General features: G+C 59.8%; 21 protein-coding genes. 7 read left to right on the forward strand and 14 right to left on the reverse strand.

Going from position 1 to position 23,492, the window contains the following annotated elements:
• Window positions 1-64: 64 nt before the first annotated feature.
• The 3 genes from ACZRKZ_RS13195 to ACZRKZ_RS13205 form a co-directional block, all read right to left on the reverse strand.
• Window positions 65-1,354, reverse strand: coding sequence for an OmpP1/FadL family transporter (locus ACZRKZ_RS13195; RefSeq protein WP_463981793.1), 1,290 nt, complete (start codon window positions 1,352-1,354; stop codon window positions 65-67).
• Between the two features lie 146 nt (window positions 1,355-1,500).
• Complete coding sequence (locus ACZRKZ_RS13200) at window positions 1,501-1,983, reverse strand: hypothetical protein (RefSeq protein WP_463969836.1); 483 nt, start codon at window positions 1,981-1,983, stop codon at window positions 1,501-1,503.
• A gap of 281 nt (window positions 1,984-2,264) precedes the next feature.
• A complete protein-coding gene (locus ACZRKZ_RS13205) occupies window positions 2,265-2,489 on the reverse strand; it encodes a hypothetical protein (RefSeq protein WP_019407963.1) in 225 nt (74 codons plus the stop codon).
• Window positions 2,490-3,468: 979 nt separating this feature from the next.
• Between ACZRKZ_RS13205 and ACZRKZ_RS13210 the strand changes: the two genes are divergently transcribed.
• Together ACZRKZ_RS13210 and ACZRKZ_RS13215 are read left to right on the forward strand one after the other, a co-directional pair.
• Entirely contained in the window at window positions 3,469-3,792 is a 324-nt protein-coding gene (locus tag ACZRKZ_RS13210) for a sel1 repeat family protein (RefSeq protein WP_463981794.1), read from the forward strand.
• Between the two features lie 175 nt (window positions 3,793-3,967).
• The gene (locus ACZRKZ_RS13215) at window positions 3,968-5,332 is read left to right on the forward strand and encodes a DNA recombination protein RmuC (RefSeq protein ID WP_463969980.1); all 1,365 of its coding nucleotides are present in this window, start codon (window positions 3,968-3,970) and stop codon (window positions 5,330-5,332) included.
• Window positions 5,333-5,374: 42 nt separating this feature from the next.
• Here the strand turns inward: ACZRKZ_RS13215 and ACZRKZ_RS13220 are convergent, their stop codons facing one another.
• From ACZRKZ_RS13220 to ACZRKZ_RS13230, 3 genes are all read right to left on the reverse strand, one after another.
• Window positions 5,375-8,845, reverse strand: coding sequence for a hybrid sensor histidine kinase/response regulator (locus tag ACZRKZ_RS13220; protein ID WP_463981795.1), 3,471 nt, complete (start codon window positions 8,843-8,845; stop codon window positions 5,375-5,377).
• Between the two features lie 117 nt (window positions 8,846-8,962).
• Window positions 8,963-9,346, reverse strand: a complete 384-nt coding sequence (locus ACZRKZ_RS13225) for a YbaN family protein (protein ID WP_463981796.1) — start codon at window positions 9,344-9,346, stop codon at window positions 8,963-8,965.
• A gap of 20 nt (window positions 9,347-9,366) precedes the next feature.
• Window positions 9,367-9,954, reverse strand: a complete 588-nt coding sequence (locus ACZRKZ_RS13230; protein WP_463969839.1) for a UPF0149 family protein — start codon at window positions 9,952-9,954, stop codon at window positions 9,367-9,369.
• 274 nt (window positions 9,955-10,228) lie between these two features.
• Between ACZRKZ_RS13230 and recQ the strand changes: the two genes are divergently transcribed.
• Both recQ and ACZRKZ_RS13240 read left to right on the forward strand, forming a co-directional pair.
• A complete protein-coding gene (recQ, locus tag ACZRKZ_RS13235) occupies window positions 10,229-12,355 on the forward strand; it encodes a DNA helicase RecQ (RefSeq protein ID WP_463969840.1) in 2,127 nt (708 codons plus the stop codon).
• A 121-nt stretch (window positions 12,356-12,476) separates the two neighbouring features.
• Window positions 12,477-12,911, forward strand: a complete 435-nt coding sequence (locus ACZRKZ_RS13240; RefSeq protein ID WP_463981797.1) for a MarR family transcriptional regulator — start codon at window positions 12,477-12,479, stop codon at window positions 12,909-12,911.
• Window positions 12,912-12,941: 30 nt separating this feature from the next.
• Here ACZRKZ_RS13240 and ACZRKZ_RS13245 read toward each other — a convergent pair whose 3' ends face one another.
• Entirely contained in the window at window positions 12,942-15,131 is a 2,190-nt protein-coding gene (locus ACZRKZ_RS13245) for a patatin-like phospholipase family protein (RefSeq protein ID WP_463981798.1), read from the reverse strand.
• An 84-nt stretch (window positions 15,132-15,215) separates the two neighbouring features.
• On the opposite strand from ACZRKZ_RS13245, the gene ACZRKZ_RS13250 reads away from it, so the two are divergent.
• Complete coding sequence (locus tag ACZRKZ_RS13250; RefSeq protein WP_149412102.1) at window positions 15,216-15,503, forward strand: Rdx family protein; 288 nt, start codon at window positions 15,216-15,218, stop codon at window positions 15,501-15,503.
• Window positions 15,504-15,550: 47 nt separating this feature from the next.
• On the opposite strand, the gene ACZRKZ_RS13255 is transcribed toward ACZRKZ_RS13250, so the two are convergent.
• From ACZRKZ_RS13255 to ACZRKZ_RS13265, 3 genes are all read right to left on the reverse strand, one after another.
• Entirely contained in the window at window positions 15,551-15,841 is a 291-nt protein-coding gene (locus ACZRKZ_RS13255; protein ID WP_463969843.1) for a hypothetical protein, read from the reverse strand.
• Window positions 15,842-15,969: 128 nt separating this feature from the next.
• Entirely contained in the window at window positions 15,970-16,851 is an 882-nt protein-coding gene (locus ACZRKZ_RS13260; RefSeq protein WP_463981799.1) for a DMT family transporter, read from the reverse strand.
• A 92-nt stretch (window positions 16,852-16,943) separates the two neighbouring features.
• Window positions 16,944-17,684 carry a helix-turn-helix transcriptional regulator gene (locus ACZRKZ_RS13265; protein WP_463981800.1) on the reverse strand — a complete coding sequence of 247 codons (741 nt, stop codon included), beginning with the start codon at window positions 17,682-17,684 and terminating at the stop codon, window positions 16,944-16,946.
• Between the two features lie 134 nt (window positions 17,685-17,818).
• Between ACZRKZ_RS13265 and ACZRKZ_RS13270 the strand changes: the two genes are divergently transcribed.
• Window positions 17,819-18,628 carry a UDP-2,3-diacylglucosamine diphosphatase gene (locus ACZRKZ_RS13270; protein WP_149412099.1) on the forward strand — a complete coding sequence of 270 codons (810 nt, stop codon included), beginning with the start codon at window positions 17,819-17,821 and terminating at the stop codon, window positions 18,626-18,628.
• Between the two features lie 81 nt (window positions 18,629-18,709).
• Here ACZRKZ_RS13270 and ACZRKZ_RS13275 read toward each other — a convergent pair whose 3' ends face one another.
• The 3 genes from ACZRKZ_RS13275 to phhA all read right to left on the reverse strand — a co-directional run bounded on the left by ACZRKZ_RS13275 (window position 18,710) and on the right by phhA (window position 21,174).
• Window positions 18,710-19,906, reverse strand: a complete 1,197-nt coding sequence (locus ACZRKZ_RS13275) for an amino acid aminotransferase (RefSeq protein ID WP_463981801.1) — start codon at window positions 19,904-19,906, stop codon at window positions 18,710-18,712.
• Window positions 19,906-20,262 carry a 4a-hydroxytetrahydrobiopterin dehydratase gene (locus ACZRKZ_RS13280; RefSeq protein WP_463969847.1) on the reverse strand — a complete coding sequence of 119 codons (357 nt, stop codon included), beginning with the start codon at window positions 20,260-20,262 and terminating at the stop codon, window positions 19,906-19,908. The genes ACZRKZ_RS13275 and ACZRKZ_RS13280 overlap by 1 nt, the downstream gene beginning before the upstream one ends.
• Before the next feature lie 105 nt (window positions 20,263-20,367).
• Window positions 20,368-21,174, reverse strand: a complete 807-nt coding sequence (gene phhA / locus ACZRKZ_RS13285; protein WP_463969848.1) for a phenylalanine 4-monooxygenase — start codon at window positions 21,172-21,174, stop codon at window positions 20,368-20,370.
• Between the two features lie 277 nt (window positions 21,175-21,451).
• On the opposite strand from phhA, the gene ACZRKZ_RS13290 reads away from it, so the two are divergent.
• The gene (locus ACZRKZ_RS13290) at window positions 21,452-23,014 is read left to right on the forward strand and encodes a sigma-54-dependent transcriptional regulator (protein ID WP_463981802.1); all 1,563 of its coding nucleotides are present in this window, start codon (window positions 21,452-21,454) and stop codon (window positions 23,012-23,014) included.
• 165 nt (window positions 23,015-23,179) lie between these two features.
• Here ACZRKZ_RS13290 and ACZRKZ_RS13295 read toward each other — a convergent pair whose 3' ends face one another.
• On the reverse strand, window positions 23,180-23,446 hold the full coding sequence (locus tag ACZRKZ_RS13295) for a hypothetical protein (RefSeq protein WP_149412094.1): 267 nt from the start codon (window positions 23,444-23,446) through the stop codon (window positions 23,180-23,182).
• Between the last annotated feature and the right edge of the window lie 46 nt (window positions 23,447-23,492).

Consider the following 23,492-nt stretch of genomic DNA (forward strand, 5'->3'; position numbering starts at 1 on the left):
CGCCGCCCATTAAAAAGCCCCGCCTCCTTTGCAGGAGAGCGGGGCTTTTTCATACCGCGGTGAATCAGAAGCGGTAGGTCATGCCCAGGCCGAAGCCGTTGGCACTGTTTTCATACTTGGCGTTGTAGGACTGGCCCAAGGCGTTGTTGCGAGCAACCTTGACGCTTTCTTCCTTCAGGTAGGAGTAGGCCACGTCGATGGTCATGTTCGGCATGACATCGTAGCCAGCGCCCACGCTGAAAATCACACGGTCACCGGTAGGGATGCGTGGCGAACGGTCAGTGTTGTTGGTGGGCGACTGGTCGAAGGTCAGGCCGGTACGCAGTGTCCACTGAGGGTGAACCTTGTAGGAAGTACCCACGGCGTAAGCCCAGGTATCGTGCCAGTTCTGATCTTCCTTGATGGTGCCGACCATGCCGGGGGCAGCGATACCGCCAGCGCGAGTGACGCCTTCGTTCTCTACGGTGATGTCTTTCAGGCGGCTCCAGCGGGTCCAGGTGGCACCTGCGTAGAGTTTCCAGACGTCGCTGAGGTCTTGGGTGACCGACAGGTCCCAGGACTCAGGGGTGTCGACCTTCAACGAGGCGTCGTAGCGGCGGTTGGCCAGGACGGTAGCTGGAACGCCGGCACCTGGGGTCACATCGGTGTGGCCTTCGAGCTTGTACTTCACTTTCGAGTGATAGGTCAGGCCCACGCGGGTCGTGTCGGTGGCTTGCACCAGGACGCCGGCGTTGAAGCCCAGAGCGGTGTCGTCGCCCTTGACCTTGACTTTGTTGTCGCCGCTGCCTGGGACCAAGGCCTGCAGGCTTGGCTCCGATTCCAGGGTGCCGGCAATGCGGTTGATCGTAGGACCGAAACCTATGGAAACCTTGTCATTGAAGGCGTAGCTGATGGTCGGCTGGAACGTGATGACCTGAACTTCGCTCTTGCTGCCGAAGGCTTTGCCCTGGAAGCCGCGTTCGTAGTCAGTAATCAGGCCAAATGGTGCATAGACACCGAAACCGACAGCCCACTGATCGTTGAGTTTATTGGTGTAGAAACCGAACGGTACTGCAGTGAACGGGACCATGTCGCCTTTGTTGCTACCGCGCGAGCGACCGCTGGTATCGCTGATGTCGCTAGAGGCATCAATTACTGCAACACCGCCCGTGACTTGCTGGCCTTCAAGGCGAGCCATACCGGCAGGGTTGCCAAAAACAGTGCTTGCATCATCGGCAGATGAAGAGCGACCCGCAAAACCGGTACCCATCCCGCTGACGCTTTGTTCGTTAAGGGCAAAGCCGCTTGCGAACAGTTGGGAGGAGGCCATGGCAACGGCGAGGCTAAGTGTGGTCTTGAGCATTACTTTTTTCATTATTAGAACTCCGAGGTGATCACCGCTGCGGAAAGTAACAATATTTTCAAGTTAGCGCTATAGGCTGAAACGCAGGAGATAGAGCGGTTTTGTAGGACAATCAGACCAAAATAAGCGACATTTGTCGAATCATGCAAATTGCCCGATCAGCAGGCGACCTGATTCAGCGGTGAAACACAGGTGTGCCAGGCGCGGGTAAAATCCCGCAGCCGGCCCTGGGGTTGGAAGATTTCTCGCCAGATTCGCGCCATGGCCTGCACGTCGTCGGGAGGGGGTAGGGCGGGGTGATGTTTTTCCACCAGCAGCCAGGCAATGGCAGTGGCGTAACGCAGGTTGACCGTCAACTCAAGCTGGGGCCCGCTAAGGAATGCGTGTTGGCTGGCGAGACCTCGTACCAGGCTGGCGCGTTCTGGGTCGAGGGCCAGGTATTCGTCCCACAGGGCCCGGTGGCGCAGTTCGGTGATGCGATACAGGCCATGGCCGCGACGGTCATGCAGGGCGGTACCCAAGGCTGATTGGCTGGCAGCGATGCCCAGCAGCAGGGATTCCGCAGCTTGGCTGTGGCGGCCCAGGTAAATCAAGGTGGGCCGGATCACATAACGACACAATTCGCTGGCGGCGATACCCATAAAGCCCTCGAAGCGTGGAAGTGGTCGACGAGGCCTGAGAAGGGGGGCGCTTGGCAGCGGTGAATCGGATCTCAGGCTCGCCGGAAGCGGATCATGCCGCTTGAGTTGAAGTGTAGTGTCATATTTACGACGTAAAAGACTGTTTTTAAAATATTTTTATCATTCGGTTATAACCGTTATATCTGTTTGAACTTAATCGAAAGTTCAATTGCTCGGATTTCAGGCAATAAAAAACCCTGCTTTGCAGGCAGGGTTTCGGGTTTTTCAGTGTCGGGGGTCGATCAGGCAATGAGTGCCTGACGGGTACGCTCGATCACGGCCTGCAGCGGTTCTGCGCTGGAGTATTGATCGGGGTACAGGCGTTCGCTGTGACGAGCGATGCCGTGTTCGTTGACCAGGGTGAAGCTGAAGCAGCCTTTACGAGCGGCCATGATCAGGCAATTCATTGGTGCAAAAGCATTGGTGAGGGTGCGAATGGCATCCTGAGTATGGATTTGAGTGGACATATTATTGGTGTTCCTACAAATAACACGGTTAAAAACCGTGCAACATTAAAACGTTCCAGTGACGTTGATCACCATTGATCGAACGAAGAGCCCGACTGGAACAAAGCAGCCAGTTTGAAGCGCTAATTAGTTTGGCGCGCTTGGGCTGGCAGGTAGGTACTTAGGAGGGCAGGCAACACAACAGGGGCAAAGGTTCTGGGCCCAGGGTGAAGATCCTGATCAATCTGCAGGTTGGTTCGGTCAGAGTATTGAGACTTCGCGACACCCTTTGCATTATTCAAAGGCAGTGTCGTCACAAGTGATACCTGGAAACCATCGAGGTGGTCGATCCCATCGATATGGACAGTCACTCTTCTTTAGGAAAGTTATGTCGCGGGGGGATTTGTTCGACCAGAATTGACTTTCAGCTTGGTACTAACGCCGGGGATAATAACGGATTGAATCCTGAAAAGGAAGCGCGTTAGAGAAAATACTTCAGTCAGCCCCTAGAAGCCCTCGATAAATCAGCGCGGTCGTCGTCGCTGCCAGCCGAATGCCTTTCATGTAGGCCGAACAGTGTGGCGAGCTCAAGAGCGTTTGAAAAGTGGCGGTGGTGTGACGTCAGTAACGTTTTTTGGGGAGGGGTGGCTAAAAAGCGGCGGCGATATAACCATCAGGTGGGCAGTTGTGCACATTGGTTGCGCAGCGTGTCACCTCACAGTCATAAGGTTGGCAATACCCTCGAATGCCTGCAACGAAAATTTAAGTCAATGAAAAATCTGGCTTTTTTTTATTGGTGAAAAAATCGTCAGTTTGACTGCGGCCCCCGTTCCATGGGCCTTTGCGGGAATTAAAGGAGGGTTGTCCACTGAGTTATCCACAGCTTCTGTGGATTGTCCCAAGCGCTTGCTCTAGGACGGGCGTGCAGGTTTTTTTCAGCTTTACCCGTATGAAAAAAGGAGTAGAGTGGCGCGCCTTCCGTTCTGCCCTACAGTGCTTTATGAAGTTTCGCTCAGTATCACCTCCTGTTACCGACAGCCCTCTTGTTGTTACCGCACCCAAGCGTTTTTCCTTGAGGGTCGCTTTGTGGCTGCTGGACAACCCGCGCCTGGCTGACAGCCCCAACGTCAAGCATTTCGCTGGTCGCTTGCTCAAGCAGCCCGCCCGTGAAGGTGTGGTTGCCGCGCAAAGTCGATTAGGCCAATTGATGTGCCGCGAATGTGGCAGCGCCCGGGACCGGCGCATCGGTCACGATCTGTTGCGTCAGGCCGCTCGTGCCGGCGACCTCCGTGCCCAGCGCGAACTGGGCCAGATCGAAGACTGAGCTGTCCACGGCGCGCCTGCTTGGTTAACCTTCTTCTTTTATGGTGATGGCAGGAGTGGCTATGGCTTTTGACTGGACCAGTGTGGCGCTGGGTCTCGCTGCTGCTGCGTTACCTTTATTGGTGCTGTGCTGGCAGATTCAGCGACGCCTGAGTGCGCGAATGGCCGGCTGGGAATTGCTCGAAGAGCGCCTGTCCACCGCGCAACTAGCCCAGGAAGGGTTGGCGGCGCAATTGGACGCCAGTCGCGATGAAATCAGCGACCTGAGCCAGGCCAATGCCGCCAAGCAGGCGGATCTTGCTGCTGTGCGCCGGGAAGTCGAGTTGTTGCAGATTGATCGCGACAACGCACGCGACGCCGCCCATGCCTGGAATATCGAGCGCTCTGCCAAGGAAGTCGAGCTGCGGCGCCTTGATGCCTTGTCGGCCGCCCTGCGCGCCGAACTTCGGGAACAACAGGAAAGCCATCAGCAACGCCTCAGCGACCTGCAAGGTTCGCGGGATGAACTGCGGGCGCAGTTCGCGGAGCTTGCCGGAAAAATCTTCGACGAGCGCGAGCAGCGGTTCGCCGAAACCAGCCAGCAGCGCCTGGGACAACTGCTCGATCCCCTCAAGGAGCGCATTCAGTCCTTCGAAAAACGCGTGGAAGAAAGCTATCAGAGCGAGGCACGGGAACGCTTTTCCCTGGCCAAGGAACTTGAGCGCCTGCAGCAGTTGAACCTGCGCCTGTCGGATGAAGCGACCAACCTGACCCGCGCTCTCAAGGGCCAGAAAACCCAGGGCAACTGGGGTGAGTTGATTCTTGAAAGGGTGCTTGAGCATGCAGGCCTGGAGAAAGGCCGCGAGTACCAGACCCAGGTCAACCTCAAGGGCCCGGATGGCGAGCGCTTCCAGCCGGATGTGCTGATCATGTTGCCGGGCGACAAGCAGGTGGTGGTGGACTCCAAGGTCAGCCTGACCGCCTATCAGCAGTACGTTGTCGCTGACGATGAAGTGATTGGCCAGGCCGCTCTCAAGCAGCATGTCTTGTCCTTGCGCACCCACGTCAAAGGCCTCGCCGGCAAGGACTATAAGCGTCTGGAGGGCTTGCACAGCTTGGACTTTGTCCTGCTGTTCGTGCCCATCGAAGCCGCGTTTTCCGCTGCATTGCAGGCTGAGCCGAACCTGTTTCAGGAGGCTTTCGACCGCAACATCGTCATCGTCAGCCCGACGACGTTACTGGCGACCCTGCGGGTGATCGACAGCCTGTGGAAACAGGAACGGCAAAGCCAGAACGCCCGGGAAATCGCCGAACGTGCTGGCTGGCTGTATGACAAATTCGTGTTGTTTATCCAGGATCTGGACGAGGTGGGCAATCGCCTGCAGCAGTTGGACAAGGCTTACAGCGCGGCGCGCAATAAGCTGACGGATGGGCGCGGGAATCTGGTCAGTCGTACCGAGCAACTGAAACTGCTCGGTGCTCGCGCCAGTAAAAGCCTGCCGGCCGATCTGCTGGAGCGTGCGATGACCGATGAAGACGGTGTGGCGCAGTTACCGGAGTAGAGCGCCGTCAATATATGTGGCTTGTGTGGCAGCGTGTCCTGGCTAAAGCGGCAAATGCCGACTCAGTAGCGCCCTAAGCGCCGCAGGCTTGACCGGTTTGGCCAAATAATCCAATCCCGCGGCATGCACCTCAGCCACCATCTCTGGGCGCCCATCGGCGCTGATCACCACGCCTGGTATTGGTGCCGCCAGCTCTGCTCGCAGCCAACCCATCAACTCAGTACCGGTTTCGCCGTGGTCCAGGTGGTAATCCACCAGGGCCAATTGCGGTCGCATCCCTTCTGCCAGCAACGCCACGCACTGCGCCTGGTCACGGGCGGTCCAGACCTGGCAACCCCAGCGAGTCAGCAAGCTGCGCATGCCGATGAGGATGCTGTCTTCGTTATCCACGCACAGCACCTGGGCGCCACTCATGGGTTGGCCATTTTCCAGTACGGCCTGGACCGGTGTGCTGGTTTGCGTCCGGGCCAGGGGCACACTGACGCTGAATACGCTGCCCTTGCCCGGCCATGAGCGCACACGCAAGCGGTGGCCAAGTACCCGGCACAAGCCGTCGGCGATCGCCAGCCCAAGGCCCAGGCCCTTTTCGGCACGGGTCTGGTGGCTGTCCAGGCGCTTGAACTCTTCGAAGATCACTTTCTGTTTGTCTGGCGGGATGCCGGGCCCCCGGTCCCAGACCTCCAGGCACAGTTCTCCCCGGCGCCGCCGCACCCCCAGCAGCACCGGGCCATCGGCATAACGGAAGGCGTTGGTCAGGAAATTCTGCAAAACCCGTCGCAGCAACTTGATGTCGCTGTCGACGCGTAAGCGGCTGCCCCGCACGCGGAAGTCCAGGCTTTGTTCCTGGGCCAATGCCTTGAACTCGGCGCCCAAGGCGTCAAACAGCTCGTTGAGGGCAAAGGGGTGGCGCTGAGGATTGATCTTGCCGTTTTCCAGGCGCGAGATGTCCAGCAGGTCGCTGATCAGGTCTTCGGCCGAGCGCAGCGAGCTGTCCAGATGCTGCACCAGTTGCCGGGTTTCCCCCGACAATCCGTCGTTCTGATGGGAGAGGGCGGCGGAGAACAACCGTGCCGCGTTCAGCGGTTGCATCAGGTCGTGGCTGACCGCCGCCAGGAACCTTGTTTTCGACTGGTTGGCCGATTCGGCGACGCCTTTGGCATCGGTCAGGGCGACATTCAGTTGCGACAGTTCATGGGTGCGTTCAGTGACGCGCTGCTCCAGGCCTTCGTTGGCCTCGGTCAAGGCTTGCTCGGCCTCGCGGAATGCGGTGATGTCGGTGAAACTCATGACAAAACCGCCGCCGGGCATCGGGTTGCCAATCAGCTCGATCACCCGGCCATTGGGGAACAGACGCTCCGAGGTATGGGCGCGGCCTTGGCGCATCCAATGCAGGCGCCGGGCGACATGCACCTCGGCTTCCCCTGGACCGCACAGGCCGCGCTCGGCGTTGTAGCGAATAATGTCGGCAATTGGCCGGCCGACGCTGATCAGTCCGTCCGGGTAATTGAACAGTTCCAGATAACGACGGTTCCAGGCCACCAGCTTGAGGGACTGGTCGACCACGCTGATGCCTTGGGTGATGTTTTCAATGGCGCCCTGCAACAGCGCCCGGTTGAACTGCAGCACTTCTGAGGCTTCGTCGGCGATTCGTACGACGTCTTCAAGCTGCATTTCCCGGCCTTCAATGGCCGCTTTCACCACCGCTCGGGTCGAGGAGGCGCCCAGCACACCGGCCAGCAGCCGCTCGGTGTGGGCGATCCAGTCGTTGTCAGCGTTCTGGTTAGGGTTGAAGCCTTTGCCTTGGCGATAGGCGAAGCGGATAAAGCTCTGTTGCGCCCGTTCTTCACCGACGAAGCGGGCGGCCAGGCTGAGCAGGTCGTTGATCTGCACCGAGAGCATGGAGCGCGTACTGGCGCGCTGACTGGTTTCCTGGCCGATAAATCGGCCTGCCTGCCAGTGTTCGGAGACCCGTGTGCGCGACAACACAGAAACCCAGGCAAAGAGCGTGAAGTTACCGGCCAGGGACAGCACCACGCCTTGGGTCAGTGGCGTGATCGGCAGTCCCAGCGGGTTGCCATGCAGCCAGCTCAGGCCAGGGAAGATACTCAGTGACCAACCCAGGCTGTGGGCCGCAATCGGCAGTACTAAGGTGTAGAACCACAGGAATGTTCCTGCCGCCAATCCGGCAAACACCCCACGGCGGTTGGCCTGTTTCCAATACAGCGCACCAAGCATCGCTGGCGCCAGTTGGGTGACAGCGGCAAAGGCAATCTGGCCGATGGTCGCCAGGCTTGCGGTGGAGCCCAGCAGGCGGTAGCTGACGTACGCCAGCAGGAGAATGATGACGATACTGACCCGGCGCACCGAGAGCATCCAGTGGCGGAACGCTTCGAATGGGCGTTCGGCGTTGGTACGGCGCAGCAACCATGGCAGCAGCATATCGTTGGAGACCATGGTCGACAGCGCGACACTGGCCACGATCACCATGCCGGTCGCCGCCGAAGCCCCCCCGATAAAGGCCAGCAGCGCCAGGGCCGGATGGGCTTCGGCCAGGGGCAGGCTGATCACATAGGAGTCGGGCAGTACCGAACCCGGCAGCAGCATTTTCCCACCCAGGGCAATCGGCACCACGAACAGCGCGGCCAGCACCAGATACGCGGGGAACACCCACTTGGCCAGGCGCAAATCCTGAGGGTCGATATTTTCCACCACGGTGACGTGGAACTGTCGGGGCAGGCAGATGATCGCCATCATTGCCACGCCGGTCTGGACCACCATCGACGGCCAGTTGATGGTCTCTTTCCAGTACTCCTCTAGCCGTGGCGCAAGCATTGCCTGGCTGAACAAATCATCAAAACCGTCATACAGGCCATAGGTAACAAAGGCGCCAACAGCGAGGAACGCGAACAGTTTGACCAGGGATTCAAAGGCAATCGCCAGCACCATGCCGCGGTGGTGTTCCGTGGCATCGAGGTTGCGAGTACCGAAGACAATGGTGAACAGCGCCAGCACCAGCGACACGATCAGCGCGGTGTCCTGGGCCCGGGTGCCGGTGGCATCGGCGCCGGCACCGATCAGCAGGTTCACTCCCAGCACGATGCCTTTGAGTTGCAGGGCAATGTACGGCAGCACGCCCACCAGGCAGATCAGTGCCACCACCACCGCCAGGGACTGGGACTTGCCATAGCGGGCGGCGATAAAGTCGGCGATGGAGGTGATGTTCTCCTGCTTGCTGATCAATATCATCTTTTGCAGCACCCAGGGTGCCAACACCAGCAACAGCACCGGACCCAGGTAAATCGGTAAAAACGCCCACAACTGTTCGGCCGCCTGGCCGACCGCGCCGAAGAAGGTCCAACTGGTGCAATAGACGGCCAGCGACAGGCTATACACCCAGGCACGCACCCGCGGTGGCAGCGGCGTGCGGCGGCGGTCACCATAGAAGGCAATGGCAAACATAATGGCCATATAGGCCAGGGCAACGGCGGCGATCAGCCCGCTGGACAGCGTCATGAGAACTCCGGACATAAGAACACCCGGGCATTCCAGGCCCAGGACGGACAGTCTCGCATGATGCCTGGGGTTAGTCAGTGTCGACCAAGGTCGTGTGCAAGCTTTGTCAATTGAGTATCAGCGTCGGGGCAGGGTTTTCTGTCGCAGGATATAGAGAGTCACCAGCACCGCACTGGTCAACATGAACCCGCGGGCCCAAGGCAGTGGCACCAGATAGCAGGAAAACCCGATGCTCAGCCACATCACCCCAATGGCATATACCTTGCCCTTGAGCGGAATGCCGTTGCCATCCAGGTAATCACGAACCCACGGGCCCAGCCGCGGGTGCTCCACCAGCCATTGGTAGAAGCGCGGTGAACTTCGGGCGAAGCAGGCGGCAGCCAGCAGTAGAAAGGGGGTGGTCGGCAAGACCGGCAGGAAAATCCCGATGACCCCGAGCACTACGCTCAGCCAGCCGATGGCCAGCAGAACGTAACGCACGAGCAGGGAACGGTTGCCCATGGGGGCCACGGGCAACGGACTCAGTGGTGGCGAGGTTTGAGGATCGCCGGTTTTTCGTCAGGTGCGTTGCACAGCAGGTACAGGGCGGTCAGCGCTTCCGGGATTTGAACGACCATGTCGTCCATCAAATTGGCGTCGGTGGCGATGTCAGCGAACTCAGGCTGATCGTCGAACAGGCCGGAACCGACCATGATCGGCAGCAGCATTTCGCTGACTTCTTCCTCGGCGGTTTCGAACCAGGCGGCTTCGCGCAGGAACACACCTTCCATAAAGCCAATGCACCAGCCGCGCAGATCGGAATCATCCGGTTCTTCGCCCAGGTCCAGGTCGCATGGCAGCTCGAATTCCTCATCGGAAGCCAGTTGACGGCCGATGTGGGCCTTGAGGGCCAGCAGGGTGGCTTCGATTTCTGCGCGCTCGGCGTCGTCACGGTAATGAGGCTCTTCGGAGAACAGCGCGTCGATCCATTCACGTTCGGGAACCACTTCGGAGCAGATCGACAGGGCGGTCAGGTAGCCGTGGGCGGCGACGTAGTCCAGCGCCTCGTCATGCAGCTCGTCGGCATCGAGGAAGGCTTGCAGGCGGGTTAGTTGCTCAGCGAAGGACATTGACGGGTTACCTTGGGAATAAACGATGCTGAATTCTAGGCCTTCTTGAGCGCCCAGGCCAGTCGCTGTGCATATTTGCCAGGTTTTCAATCGGGTCGCTATTCGTCAGCGTCGCCCTTTGCCGGGTGGTGCTCGGGTATACTGCCGCGTTTTGTGATGCCCCTGCAGGCCAAGCGGCGCAGCGGGAAAAGTTCGCTTACGGATTATTTCCCGTCGAGACGCGCTTTTTCGGCCAGCCTGTACAGAGGGATTTCGGCGATATTTGGAGTTTTTCATGCTTGAACAGGCTCAACGCGTCCTCAAGGACATCTTCGGCTACGACAGTTTTCGTGGCCGCCAGGGTGCAATCATTGAGCGCGTGGCCAATGGCGGTGATGCTCTGGTATTGATGCCTACCGGCGGCGGCAAGTCCTTGTGTTTCCAGGTGCCAGCGTTGCTGCGCGATGGGCTCGCCGTGGTGGTGTCGCCGTTGATCGCCTTGATGGACGATCAGGTGGCGACCCTTGAAGAACTTGGCGTTGCCGCTGCGGCATTGAATTCCACATTGAGCGCCGAACAGCAGCGTGATCTTGCCGTGCGCATCAAGCGTGGCGAAGTGAAGATGCTTTACCTGGCCCCCGAACGCCTGGTCCAACCGCGAATGCTGGCGTTCTTGCAGAGCCTGGAAATCGCCCTGTTCGCCATCGACGAAGCCCACTGTGTATCTCAATGGGGCCACGATTTCCGTCGCGAATACCTGCAATTGGGGCAGTTGGCGGAACTGTTTCCCAACGTCCCGCGCATCGCCCTGACCGCCACCGCCGACAAGCGCACCCGTGAAGAAATCGTCGAGCGCCTGCATTTGCAGGATGCCGAGCGTTTCCTTTCCAGCTTCGACCGGCCCAACATCTTTTATCGCATTGTGCCCAAGGAACAGCCGCGCAAGCAGTTGCTGGCCTTTCTCTCGGAGCGACGTAGCGACGCAGGCATCGTCTATTGCCTGTCGCGCAAGAAAGTCGACGAAGTGGCCGCGTTCCTCTGTGAACAGGGTTACCCCGCGCTGCCGTACCACGCCGGCTTGCCCAATGAGTTGCGCGCCTACCACCAGAAGCGCTTCCTCAACGAGGAAGGCCTGATCATGGTCGCCACCATCGCTTTCGGCATGGGTATCGACAAATCCAACGTGCGTTTCGTCGCCCATATGGATTTGCCCAAGTCCCTTGAGGCGTACTACCAGGAAACCGGTCGCGCCGGCCGTGATGGTCTGCCGGCCGATGCCTGGATGGTCTATGGCCTGCAAGACGTGGTGATGCTCAAGCAGATGCTGCAGAACTCCGAAGGCGATGAACGCCACAAGCGCCTGGAACAGCACAAACTCGACGCAATGTTGTCGCTGTGCGAAGAAACCCGCTGCCGCCGTCAGACCGTACTCGCCTATTTCGACGAAGACATGCCCAAGCCTTGTGGTCACTGTGACAACTGCGTGGACGGCGTGCAGACCTGGGATGCCACCGAGCCTGCGCGCCAGGGGTTGTCGGCCATCTACCGCACCGGCCAGCGTTACGGCGTCGGCCATCTGGTGGACGTGTTGCTGGGCAAGGACAACGAAAAGGTCCGCAGTTTTGGCCATCAGCACCTGTCGGTGTACGGCGTGGGCAAGGCGCGGGCCGAAGGCGAATGGCGCTCGCTGTTCCGGCAGATGGTCGCCCGTGGCCTGGTGGATATCGACCTGGAAGGCTACGGCGGTTTGCGTCTGAACGACAGTTGCCGGCCGCTGCTCAAGGGTGAAGTCAGCCTGGAGCTGCGCCGCGACCTCAAGCCACAAACCACCGCGAAAACCAGCACCAGCCAGGCCAGCCAATTGGTGCGTGGCGAGGAGCGCGAGCAGTGGGAAGCCCTGCGTACCTTGCGGCGCAAGCTGGCCCAGGAGCACAGCGTGCCGCCTTACGTTATCTTTCCCGACTCCACCTTGCTGGAAATGCTCCGCGAACAACCCACCACCCTAGCGGAAATGGCCAGGGTCAGTGGCGTCGGCGCGCGCAAGCTGGAGCGTTATGGCCAGGCGTTCCTCGAAGTCCTCGGCGGCCAGGTCGAAGCGCCGAAAGAAATCGCCGATATTCGTCATGAGTTGATCAGTCTGGCTCGCGCCGGCATGACCCCGATCCAGATCGCTGGGCAGTTGCAATGCTCGGAAAAAAACGTCTACACACTGCTCGCTGAGTCCATCGGCAAGCAGCAACTGTCCCTGGAGCAGGCCCTTGATTTGCCGGAAGATTTGCTCGGCGAAATCCAGGACGCCTTCCTCGACGGAGAAGGCGAGTTGCCACCCGTTTCCGAGATATCACCGCTGTTTACCGGGCGGGTTCCCGAGGGTGTTTTGTACTGCGTCAGGGCCGCTTTGCAGTCGGAATTCGAGATTTAATGTGTCAATTGCGACATTGTAAGGAGTCAGTACATACCAAGCCTTGCCTACTGTCATGGGTCATGCTTAGCTGACTAATAATTAGCAATACTTTTTTTTTAGTCTAATCCATGAGTTTTTTATGCCGTTAACTGATCAACACCGTTTTGGCATGCAGCTGGCGCAGATGTCCCGAGGTTGGCGTGCCGAGCTGGATCGCCGTCTGGCTGGCCTAGGTCTGTCCCAGGCGCGCTGGCTGGTGCTGCTGCACCTGGCCCGTTTCGAAGACGCACCTACCCAGCGCGAGCTGGCGCAAAGCGTCGGGGTTGAAGGGCCGACCCTGGCTCGCTTGCTCGACAGCCTGGAAAACCAGGGCCTGGTACAACGCCAGGCGGTACTCGAAGACCGTCGGGCCAAACGCATCGTGCTGTGTGATACCGCCCGCCCTTTGATTGAGCAAATCGAAACCATCGCCACAGCCCTGCGTCATGAACTGTTTGCTGGTGTCGACGAAGATGATTTGCGGGTGTGCATGCGAGTTCACGGGCACATCCTGGCGAATCTGGAAAAACCCTGAGCCCAGTGGCGAGCCTCTCGCCACAGAAAGTCAGAACGTCTGCCCCAGATTCAGATACAGCGCCTTCTGATTGTCATCGTTAAATCCATAGCTGAAGTTCAACGGCCCCAGCGGCGTATCAAACCCGAGGAAAATACTCGCGGCATTGATGTAGCCGCTGTCGAATTCATTGTCGTTGTTCCACGCGCGCCCCCGTTCCAGGGACGCGCCCAGGTACAGCGGGAAGTCCAGCGGCAGGTACGAACGTGGCGTCAGGCGGCGATAATAGACCGCCCGCATCAGGCTGATGTTCTGCCCGGCAATCGCGTCCTGGCGAAAGCCCGACAGCTGCCGCGCACCGCCCAGCAGGAAGCTGGAAATCACCACGTCCGAGTTGTCCAGAGTGCGCCCATAACGACCGCCTAGAACCAGTGTGTCTGGCCCGTGGCTCATGGCCTTGTCCAGCTTGAACTCCCACTGGCGATAGCTCTGGTCGGAACCCAGGCCTGGTTCGAATTCACGGAAGGCCAGGCCGATGTCTTCGCCCGTGTGGGGGAAGTAGACGTTGTCCAGAGAGTCGAAGGAGTACTTCAGTTCATAGAAGCCCTCACTGAAGCTGACGCTCGGCAAGTCGCGATCACCAATGCGCACATCGGCCTTTCCCCAGGCTTCGCCGACACCGAAGCGGATCTCGCCGCTGTTGCCGATCTGCCGGCCGACGTTGAGGCCAAAACCATAACGTTCCAGGCGGTACTCCGAGATCGGATTGTTATCTTCAATCAGCTCGACGTTCTGCGCTTCGGCGCTGATATAGGGTGCGACGAAGTAGCGCGAGCCGGTGTCCATCGGCTGATAGAACTCGCTGTACAACTCCTGCCGATCACCAATCTGCACGCGTGTCAGCCATTCGGCGCCGAGGCGGTTGATGCCGTTGATCCGGTAGCTGGCGCCGAGGTTGAAGGCGCTGTCGCCGCGCATGTCATCGGAAAGGTTGAGGCCCAGGCGCAGGTAATCGGTGCCGCTGCGTTTACCGCGCGCGCTGATCACCAAGGTATTCTCCTTGCCCTTTTTCACGACGCGATATTGCACCTGCTCGAAGTAGTCCAGGCCGTACAAGGTGCCCATGTCCGCTTGCAGGCGGCCCAGGTCCAGGCGTTCGCCGATGGGTTGGCGGATGTAGTAGCGGATGACGTCGTCGCCGACTTTCGAGTCATTCTCCACCTTGATCGCGGTGATCACTGGGTTGCGCTGGCCAGGTGTGCGTGCGGCCACCAACTCGGCGTCGACCGACTCGGCGGGCCGCAGCCTCGACAGGCGTGCGTCGAGGGCGCGGGTGGCGCGGTAGCCGGCGTCGATCATGTCCTTGGCTCGACCGAAATCCGTCACGCCATAAGCGGCCAGCGACGGTTGGATCAACACATCGCGCGGATGCAGGGCCTTGAGTTGTTCTTCGGAGTTGCGCCGGGTCATCAGGGTGATGGACTGGTTGAGCACATCCACCACCGTCGCCAGTTGCTTGCGGGTGCGCAGCGGCGTGCCGATGTCCACCACAATGGCGATGTCGACGCCCATCTCCCGCGCCACATCCAACGGGATGTTGTCGGTCATGCCGCCGTCCACCAGCAGTCGGCCGTCCAGTTCCACCGGGGCGAACACGGCGGGGATCGACATGCTGGCGCGGATCACTTGCGGCAGGTGGCCTTTACGAAACACCACTTTTTCGCCGCTGGTGATATCGGTCGCGACCGCCCGAAACGGAATTGGCAGCTTGTCGAAGTCCCGAGTGTTGCTGCTGTGGGCGAACATGCTTTCCAGTAGCAGCGCCAGGTTCTGGCCCTGGATTACACCCAATGGCAGGCCGAGGCTGCCGTCGTCGCGAAAGCTGAGTTTTTGTTTGACCAAGAAATCCCGATCATCCTGCTTGCGCCGGAACGGTACGTCCTCCCGAGGTGGTGCATCGGAGAGTGCCAGCTTCCAGTCGATGTTCAGCGCCAGCTTTTCCAACTCGTCGATCTTGTAGCCTGAGGCATATAGCCCGCCAATCACCGCGCCCATGCTGGTGCCGGCAATGGCATCAATGTGGATGCCTTGTTCTTCCAGAGCCTTGAGCACGCCAATGTGGGCCAGGCCACGGGCGGCGCCACCGGAAAGCACCAGGCCGATCTTCGGGCGCGGTGTCTCAACAGCTTGCACAAGGACGGGGAGCAGGCACAGCAACAGGCAGGACAACAGGCGGCGCATCATCAATCTCGGGGCTGGACGATAAAGGTCGGTATTATAGCCACCCGATCCGCCGATCCCATTACCTCAGGAGCCAGTCATTTCATGTCCGCGCCCAAACCCGAGATTGTCATCACCTATTGCACGCAATGTCAGTGGCTGCTGCGCGCGGCGTGGCTGGCTCAAGAACTGTTGAGTACCTTTGCCGATGACCTGGGCAAAGTGGCGCTGGAACCGGCCACCGGTGGCGCGTTTCGCATCACCTGCGACGGCGTGCAAATCTGGGAGCGCAAGGCGGACGGCGGCTTCCCGGAAGCCAAGGTGCTTAAGCAGCGAGTGCGTGACCAGATCGATCCGCAACGGGATCTTGGGCACAACGACCGTACTCAATAGAAGCCACTGTCACTGATGGGCGGGCAGTGGCCTGTATCGATAGGTGGCTATTTGGTCGCCATCTTGTTTTTGATCCAACCGACCACAAACGTCAGGATCAAACCGCCCACACCACCGCCGACAATGTTGCTGCCGACTGCTGCAATATCCAGTGCACCGCCGGGTGCTGCAGCGGGATCTCCCGTGACCGCGGCGAGTATCTGACCCAGTACCAGGCCGCCGACACCGCCGACAACCGTATTGAGCGTGGTGCCCAGGCCTTGCTTGCTCAAACCGGCCAGATTGCCGCCGACGGCGCCGCTGATGATTTGGATCATCAGGCTGATGAACATGTCCATGGTGAAACTCCTGCATAGCGTTGATGGAGTGACCACTCGCATGCAGCAACTTCAAAGAACCATGGCTGTCGTCGAGGAGTCTGTATCCGTGAACGACGACAGACTGTTACGGATAGGAAAAGTATAGATCAGGCCGGCGCAGCGGGCTGTTTGGCCTTTTCGGGGCGACTCATCAGGCCTGAGACGACGATGGCAAGGATGATCAGCGCGCCGCCCATCAGCATGCGCAGGGTTGGGTTTTCACCAAACAGCAGCCAGGCCATGGTGATGCCGTACACCGGTTCCATGGCGAATACCACTGCCGCTGTGCGCGCCTTGAGCACCGCGAGGCTGGCGACAAACAGGCTGTGGGCCAGGCCGGTGCAGAACACCCCCAACAGACCAATCCACAACCAATCCAGGGCACGTACTTCGGTCAGGCCTGGGGCGGCCGCCGGCAATAGGCACAGCGCCACGACGACGTTCTGGCACAAGGCTGCCTGCACCGGCGGGATGCGGCCACTGGCGCGGTTGTTCAGCGACAGCAGCGAGAACAGCAAGCCGGAACCGACGGCCCAGATCAAGCCGTTGGTGGCTTGGCTGGCGAGATCGAAATCCGGCGTGACCAGCACCAGGCCGACGCTGACCAACACCACCAGAACGATTTCATTGGCGCGGATTCGCTCGCGAAAGATCAGCCCTTCGAGGATCACCGTGAATGCCGGGAAGGTGGCAAATCCCAGCGTCGCAATCGCCACACCAGCCACTTTCACGGCAATAAAGAAGCTTACCCAATGGCCGGCCAGCAACAAGCCGCTGAGCAGCAGGCGCCGCAAATCGCCGGTTTTCAGCTTCTGCCAGGGAGTGTTGCTGGCAAAACGGGCGAACACTGTCAGGGCGATCACGGCGAACGCGGCGCGGCCAAACACGATAATGGCCGGGGAGGCCGCGGCGAGTTTGCCGAAGACGCCGGTGAGGCCAAACATCAATGCGCCGATATGCAGGGCGCCGAGGGCAGTGCGCGGAGTCATTGTGATCCTTGGTCAGTGAGCGGACAGGCGGCCAGTCTAGAGGGTTACAGCGTTTGGCGTCTGTCGTCGGACTCGCAGGTTTTGTCGCAGGACTAGCGGCGTCGCAAGGCGCCGGGGGATTCACCGAACTCACGCAACACCGCTGCCGAAAAGGCGCTTTGTGAACCATAGCCGACCTGCGCGGCAATCTCGCCGATGGGTAGGTGACTGTCGCGCAACAGTCCACGGGCCATCTGCAAGCGCCGGCTGCGGATGTAGTCCATGGGCGTTTGCCCGCACTCGGTGACAAAGCGTGCATGCAGCCGTGCGACGGATAGATTGGCCATCCGCGCCAGGTCGGCGACTTGCAGCGGGTGTGCCGCGTGTTGGTCGATATGGGCATTGAACGCCGCATAAGGCAGCCGCCGGCTGTCGCTTGGCGCCTGGCCATTGAGGCTGGCCAGCAACAAGACGGCGCCTTGCTGGGCGATCAGCGGATCATCCAGCGGGCTGCTCGCCAGCCACTGCACCAACTGGCCTTGCCGGGCATCCAGCGCCACCCGTGACGGCTGGTCCAGCAGGCGCCGACTGGCGTCGGCATGATCGCCAAGGGACTGCACCAGCCATTGTTCGTCGGGCACATCGAGCACCAGGCAATGACTGCCTTGGGGACTGCCGCAGGCGTGATGGGCCGAGAATGGCAGGACCATGACCCCTTGCGGGCGGATCTCGCCACTTACACCTTCCACGTCGAAATCCAGGCGGCCGGCCAGGGCGAACACCAGTTGCGCATGGTCGTGGCTATGGGCAATCAGGTCGTGGGTGTAGTGGCGTAGCGTGAGTGTCGGTCTCATCGCAGTCTCCTGGGCAGGCAGGCAGTTTACATGGCCGGGTGCCCAATGAGCGCTGTCATCAGACTGACGCACGACTGTCATGGGCTATTAATCGCCAGGGAGCAAGCTCGCGAAAACACCGTTGAGGTATGCCCATGACCAGCGCCGAGCTCGCCAAACCCAGCCGTAAGCAACGGGTCCGTACCCTGTGGATTTCCGACGTGCACCTGGGCACTCGGGATTGCCAGGCCGAGCACCTGTCGCAGTTTCTCAAGGGCTACCACGCCGACCGGGTGTACCTGGTTGGCGACATCATCGACGGCTGGAAACTACGTGGCGGCATGTATTGGCCCCAGGCCCATACCAACGTGATCCGCCGCTTGCTGACCATGAGCAAGCGCGGTACCGAGGTGATCTACGTCACGGGCAACCATGATGAATTCCTGCGGCGTTATTCCAAGCTGATCCTGGGCAATATCCAGTTGGTGGACGAGGCGGTGCACGTCACCGCCGATGGTCGTCACTTGCTGGTGATCCATGGCGATCAGTTTGACGTGATCACCCGTTACCACCGTTGGCTGGCGTTCCTTGGTGACTCCGCCTACGAATTCACCCTGACCCTCAATCGCTGGCTGAACCACTGGCGGGCGCGCTACGGTTATGGCTACTGGTCGCTGTCGGCCTACCTCAAGCACAAGGTGAAAACTGCTGTCAGCTTTATCAGCGACTTCGAAGAAGCCATCGCCCATGAAGTGACCAAGCGCGAGTTGCACGGTGTGGTGTGCGGGCATATCCACCACGCGGAGATCCGCAAGGTAGGGGAGGTGGACTACCTCAACTGCGGGGATTGGGTGGAGTCTTGCACGGCGTTGATCGAGCACTGGGATGGGCATATCGAGCTGTATCGGTTGGCCGATGCCCAGGCCAAAGAGGCGCAGCTCAAGGCGGAGATGGTGGCGGGGTAGATCACAGTTTTATGGCCGGACGCAAACAGATGTGGGCTTGGCTGCTCGCCACACAGCCCGCCACACTAAATCGAGCCGCTCTCAGGAGTGGCACACATCCGCAATCGCGTCAGCCAACAGTGTCAGGCGCGTTTCATCAATTCCGGCAACGTTCGCCCGCCCCGAATTGACCATATACACGCTGTGCTTCTCGCGCAGTTCTTTCACCTGATCGGCGCTCAAGCCGGTATAGGAAAACATCCCGCGTTGCACGCCGATATGGGCAAAACGCTCTGACAGCCCATGAGGCGCCAAGGCCTCCACCAGCCCGGAGCGCAATTGCGCGATCCGCAGGCGCATGGCTTCGACTTCCTCGCTCCACAGCGCTTTCAGCTCGGCATCACCCAGGATTGTGGCGACTACGGCTGCACCATGATCCGGCGGCGTCGACCACAGGTTGCGGGCAATAAATGCCAGTTGGCTGCGCACATCCAGCAGCTTTTCAGCATCGCCTGCGCAGACAATCAGCGAGCCGACACGGTCGCTGTACAAACCGAAATTCTTTGAGCAGGAACTGGTGATCAGCAGCTCAGGTAACTCGGCAGCGAACAAGCGCACGGCCCACGCGTCTTGCTCCAGGCCATCACCAAACCCCTGGTAGGCAAAGTCGATCAGCGGCAGCAGCTCGCGCTCGCGGACGATCTCCAGCACCTGGCGCCAGTCGTCCTGGGACAGGTCGAAACCGGTGGGGTTGTGACAGCAGGCGTGCAACAGCACCACGTCGCCCTTGGGCACGCTGGCCAAGGTAGCCAACATCGCCGCAACATCCAGGCGGTTGTCACTGCCCACGTACGGGTAGTGGCTGACCTTGAGCCCGGCCTTGGCGAAGATGGTTTCGTGGATCGGCCAGGTCGGGTTGCTCAGCCACACGCCGCGACCGGGCAGGCTGTGGGCGATAAAGTCGGCGCTCAGGCGCAGCGCGCCGGTGCCGCCTGGGGTCTGGGTCGCGCCGGCACGGCGTTCGCGCAGCAGCGGCGAGTCGGCGCCCAGCACCAACTTATTGATCAGCTTGCCGAACGCTGCATCGCCATGGCCGCCGATGTAGGTCTTGGTGGTTTGCTGGTCCACCAGGCGCTGTTCGGCCAGCTTCACTGAACGCAGAATCGGCGTCAGCCCCTGAGCATCCTTGTAGACGCCCACGCCCAGGTCGAACTTTTGCGGGCTGGGGTCCTTGGCATAGGACTCCATCAACCCGAGGATCGGGTCCCCAGGCACTCGGCCAATGGCAGTGAAGTGCATTACTTGCGGCCCTCGGCATCCTTGGCCACTTCGTCAGTGCGCGCGGCCATGATGAAGTCGTTGCGGTGCAGGCCCTTGATGGAGTGGCTCCACCAGGTCACGGTGACTTTGCCCCATTCAGTGAGTAGGCCGGGGTGGTGACCTTCGGCCTCGGAGATGACGCCCACGGCGTTGGTGAAGGCCAGGGCGAATTTGAAATTCTTGAACAGGAAGACCTTTTCCAGCTGCATCACGCCGTCGCGTACTTCGATGTTCCAGTCGGGGATCTGCTTGATCAGTACCGGCAGTTCTTCGTCGCTGACTTGCGGGGCATCGGCGCGGCAGGCTTCGCAGTGGGCTTGGTTCAACGTGTTCATGTGGGGATTCCTGAAATCGAGTGTTTGGAAAACGGTCGTCAGTGGCGTCACCCTAAAGCAACGCGGGGCCAGGGAACAGACTCACCTGGCCGCAAAAGGCACGTGTCACGCCGCCTTGTGCTTGGGTTGGACCGGTTTTGGAGGGAACAGGGGCGCATGTAGGCCCAACTGCATACCGCGCTCGACCATGCCCATGATGTCTTCCTGCGCCACTTCAAACAGGCGCTTGAGGTTGGGCAATACGAAGTACAGCGGCTGCAGGATGTCGATGCGATAGGGCGTGCGCATGGCTTCCAGCGGGTCGAAGGCTTGATGCTCGGGTTCATCCGACAGGCAGTAAACGCTTTCTTTCGGCGAGGACAGGATGCCGCCGCCGTAGATGCGCCGGCCTTCAGGCGTGTCCACCATGCCAAACTCGATGGTCATCCAGTACAGGCGCGCCAGGTACACCCGCTGTTCCTTGGTGGCAGCCAGGCCAAGCTTGCCGTAGGTGTGGGTAAATTCGGCGAACCAAGGGTTGGTCAGCAGTGGGCAGTGTCCGAAGATCTCGTGGAAAATATCCGGTTCTTGCAGGTAATCCAGTTCTTCACGGGTACGAATAAAAGTCGCCACCGGAAACTGCTTGTTGGCGAGCAATTCGAAGAACGTCTGGAAGGGGATCAGTGCCGGCACGCGGGCGACTTGCCAGCCGGTGGTTTCCCCCAGCACCTTGTTGATGTCCGCCAGTTGCGGAATGCGGTCGTGGGGCAGGCCGAGCTTGTCGATGCCGTCCAGGTATTCCTGGCAGGCACGGCCTTCGATCACTTTCAGTTGGCGAGTGATCAGGGTGTTCCACACCGCATGTTCTTCGGGCGGGTACTGGATAAAACCTTGCGCGTCGGGCTCGCGGGCCACGTACTGCGTCTGCTTCATACGGCTCTCCTGCTAGGCATTCGTTCTTGTTATGTCCTGCGATAAACCTATTGATACTCCGCCTGGGTCAGGAATCCATCCGTCATCCGTTGCAGCGTGTAAGAAAATATACTGATATTCGTAAAGTATTCGTTACGGTCTTGCCGTTGAGCACTGTGTATTGCGATTTTACGGTTTGAAAAGGTCGCTAGCTGTCACATAATCTTGACGACTATCTGCGCCCAGCGGCAAAAAGACGCAGTTCAATCAGCCCTTCAACAATAATTCGGGCCTTTTCATGCGTATCAAAGTGCATTGCCAGAACCGTATCGGCATCCTGCGGGACATCCTCAACCTGCTGGTGGAGTACGGCGTCAACGTCGCCAAGGGCGAGGTCGGCGGCGAACACGGCAATGCCATTTACCTGTATTGCCCAAATTTGGTGAACATGCAGTTCCAGGCACTGCGCCCGCAGTTTGAAGCGATTGCCGGGGTATTTGGCGTCAAGCGGGTAGGGCTGATGCCCAGCGAACGTCGGCATATGGAGCTCAATGCCTTGCTGGGGGCGCTGGAATTTCCTGTGCTGTCCATCGACATGGGCGGCGCCATCGTTGCGGCCAACCGGGCGGCAGCGCAGTTGCTCGGGGTGCGGGTGGACGAAGTACCGGGCATTGCGCTGTCGCGCTATGCCGAAGACTTCGACTTGCCCGAACTGGTGCGTTCCAGCAAATCGCGGATCAATGGCTTGCGGGTCAAGGTCAAGGGCGATGTGTTCCTCGCCGATATCGCTCCGCTGCAATCCTCGGAACACGATGACAGCGAAGCCATGGCCGGCGCTGTGCTGACCCTGCACCGCGCCGACCGGGTCGGTGAGCGTATCTACAACGTGCGCAAGCAGGAACTGCGGGGCTTTGACAGCATTTTCCAAAGCTCGAAAGTCATGGCCGCCGTGGTCCGCGAGGCCCGGCGCATGGCCCCTCTGGACGCCCCTCTATTAATAGAAGGCGAAACCGGCACCGGCAAGGAACTGTTGGCGCGTGCCTGCCATCTGGCCAGCCCGCGCGGGCAGTCACCGCTGATGGCCCTCAACTGCGCCGGCTTGCCGGAGTCCATGGCTGAGACCGAACTGTTTGGCTACGGCCCCGGCGCGTTCGAAGGCGCGCGGGCCGAGGGCAAACTGGGGTTGCTGGAACTGACGGTGGGCGGCACGTTGTTTCTCGATGGTGTCGGGGAAATGAGCGCGCGGCTGCAGGTCAAGTTGCTGCGCTTCCTGCAGGACGGCTGCTTTCGCCGGGTAGGCAGTGATGAAGAGGTGTACCTGGATGTGCGGGTGATCTGCGCAACCCAGGTGGATTTGTCGGAACTCTGTGCCCGTGGCGAATTTCGCCAGGACCTCTACCACCGCTTGAATGTGTTGTCGCTGCATATCCCGCCGCTGCGTGAATGCCTCGATGGTTTGCCGCCGCTGGTTGAGCACTTCCTCGATCAGGCCAGCCGGCAAATTGGTTGCCCGCTGCCCAAGCTGGCACCAGCGGCCATGGATCGGCTCAGCCATTACCACTGGCCGGGCAATGTGCGGCAGTTGGAGAACGTGCTGTTCCAGGCGGTCTCGCTGTGCGACGGCGGGACGGTCAAGGCCGAACATATCCGCCTGCCAGACTACGGCGTGCGCCAGCCGCTGGGGGATTTTTCCCTGGAAGGCGGGTTGGAAGAGATTGTCGGGCGGTTTGAAAAGGCGGTGTTGGAACGGTTGTATTCCGAGCATCCCAGTAGCCGGCAGTTGGGGAAGCGGTTGGGGGTTTCCCATACCACTATTGCCAATAAACTGCGGGACTATGAGGTCGTCAAAGCTGAAAAATGACTTTATCAGGAAAGAGTCGCGGGTAAGCACGTTCGTTTTGTGGTGTTAGTCGATCAGATTCAACCGGCCTTGGGCTGCTGTTCGGCGGTGTATTTGGCTTTGCTTGCACGAGGCATTGCGATACGCCTCTGGCCCTTGAGGAAGGGCCAGGCCAGACAACGTGGGTTACTGATTTACTTCGCCTTCCAGCTTGCGAGCTGCCTCCACGCCGGACGCTGTGAGCTTGATCGGCAGGTTCAACGCGTGTTCACCGGCGTCGTTACAGGTCACATGACCTTCCTTGATCAACCCACGGTCCTGAAGGGCGGCCAAGGCGCTGGCCACCACTTTTTCACCTCGGTAGTTGTCCAGTACTTCTTTGCCCAGGCCGCTGGGGTGGGCGTGCAGCAGGCGGGTGAGGACTTCTTTCTCAAGGTTTTTATCGACGTTCATGCATACCTCTTCAGGGTGAGTGGTTGGGTAGTGTTCGTCTGCTTAT

The sequence above is a fragment of the Pseudomonas sp. c313 genome (genome assembly GCF_055407145.1).

What these genes read in the sequence shown, in the direction of transcription:
- ACZRKZ_RS13275 (WP_463981801.1), bottom strand. Translation starts at nt 19,906, where the DNA reads ATGCACTTCACTGCCATTGGCCGAGTGCCTGGGGACCCGATCCTCGGG.
- ACZRKZ_RS13260 (WP_463981799.1), bottom strand. Translation starts at nt 16,851, where the DNA reads ATGACTCCGCGCACTGCCCTCGGCGCCCTGCATATCGGCGCATTGATG.
- ACZRKZ_RS13195 (WP_463981793.1), bottom strand. Translation starts at nt 1,354, where the DNA reads ATGAAAAAAGTAATGCTCAAGACCACACTTAGCCTCGCCGTTGCCATG.
- ACZRKZ_RS13205 (WP_019407963.1), bottom strand. Translation starts at nt 2,489, where the DNA reads ATGTCCACTCAAATCCATACTCAGGATGCCATTCGCACCCTCACCAAT.
- phhA (WP_463969848.1), bottom strand. Translation starts at nt 21,174, where the DNA reads ATGAAGCAGACGCAGTACGTGGCCCGCGAGCCCGACGCGCAAGGTTTT.
- ACZRKZ_RS13200 (WP_463969836.1), bottom strand. Translation starts at nt 1,983, where the DNA reads ATGGGTATCGCCGCCAGCGAATTGTGTCGTTATGTGATCCGGCCCACC.
- ACZRKZ_RS13250 (WP_149412102.1), top strand. Translation starts at nt 15,216, where the DNA reads ATGTCCGCGCCCAAACCCGAGATTGTCATCACCTATTGCACGCAATGT.
- ACZRKZ_RS13270 (WP_149412099.1), top strand. Translation starts at nt 17,819, where the DNA reads ATGACCAGCGCCGAGCTCGCCAAACCCAGCCGTAAGCAACGGGTCCGT.
- ACZRKZ_RS13220 (WP_463981795.1), bottom strand. Translation starts at nt 8,845, where the DNA reads ATGACGCTGTCCAGCGGGCTGATCGCCGCCGTTGCCCTGGCCTATATG.
- ACZRKZ_RS13240 (WP_463981797.1), top strand. Translation starts at nt 12,477, where the DNA reads ATGCCGTTAACTGATCAACACCGTTTTGGCATGCAGCTGGCGCAGATG.
- recQ (WP_463969840.1), top strand. Translation starts at nt 10,229, where the DNA reads ATGCTTGAACAGGCTCAACGCGTCCTCAAGGACATCTTCGGCTACGAC.
- ACZRKZ_RS13245 (WP_463981798.1), bottom strand. Translation starts at nt 15,131, where the DNA reads ATGCGCCGCCTGTTGTCCTGCCTGTTGCTGTGCCTGCTCCCCGTCCTT.
- ACZRKZ_RS13295 (WP_149412094.1), bottom strand. Translation starts at nt 23,446, where the DNA reads ATGAACGTCGATAAAAACCTTGAGAAAGAAGTCCTCACCCGCCTGCTG.
- ACZRKZ_RS13265 (WP_463981800.1), bottom strand. Translation starts at nt 17,684, where the DNA reads ATGAGACCGACACTCACGCTACGCCACTACACCCACGACCTGATTGCC.
- ACZRKZ_RS13290 (WP_463981802.1), top strand. Translation starts at nt 21,452, where the DNA reads ATGCGTATCAAAGTGCATTGCCAGAACCGTATCGGCATCCTGCGGGAC.
- ACZRKZ_RS13280 (WP_463969847.1), bottom strand. Translation starts at nt 20,262, where the DNA reads ATGAACACGTTGAACCAAGCCCACTGCGAAGCCTGCCGCGCCGATGCC.
- ACZRKZ_RS13255 (WP_463969843.1), bottom strand. Translation starts at nt 15,841, where the DNA reads ATGGACATGTTCATCAGCCTGATGATCCAAATCATCAGCGGCGCCGTC.
- ACZRKZ_RS13210 (WP_463981794.1), top strand. Translation starts at nt 3,469, where the DNA reads ATGAAGTTTCGCTCAGTATCACCTCCTGTTACCGACAGCCCTCTTGTT.
- ACZRKZ_RS13225 (WP_463981796.1), bottom strand. Translation starts at nt 9,346, where the DNA reads ATGGGCAACCGTTCCCTGCTCGTGCGTTACGTTCTGCTGGCCATCGGC.
- ACZRKZ_RS13230 (WP_463969839.1), bottom strand. Translation starts at nt 9,954, where the DNA reads ATGTCCTTCGCTGAGCAACTAACCCGCCTGCAAGCCTTCCTCGATGCC.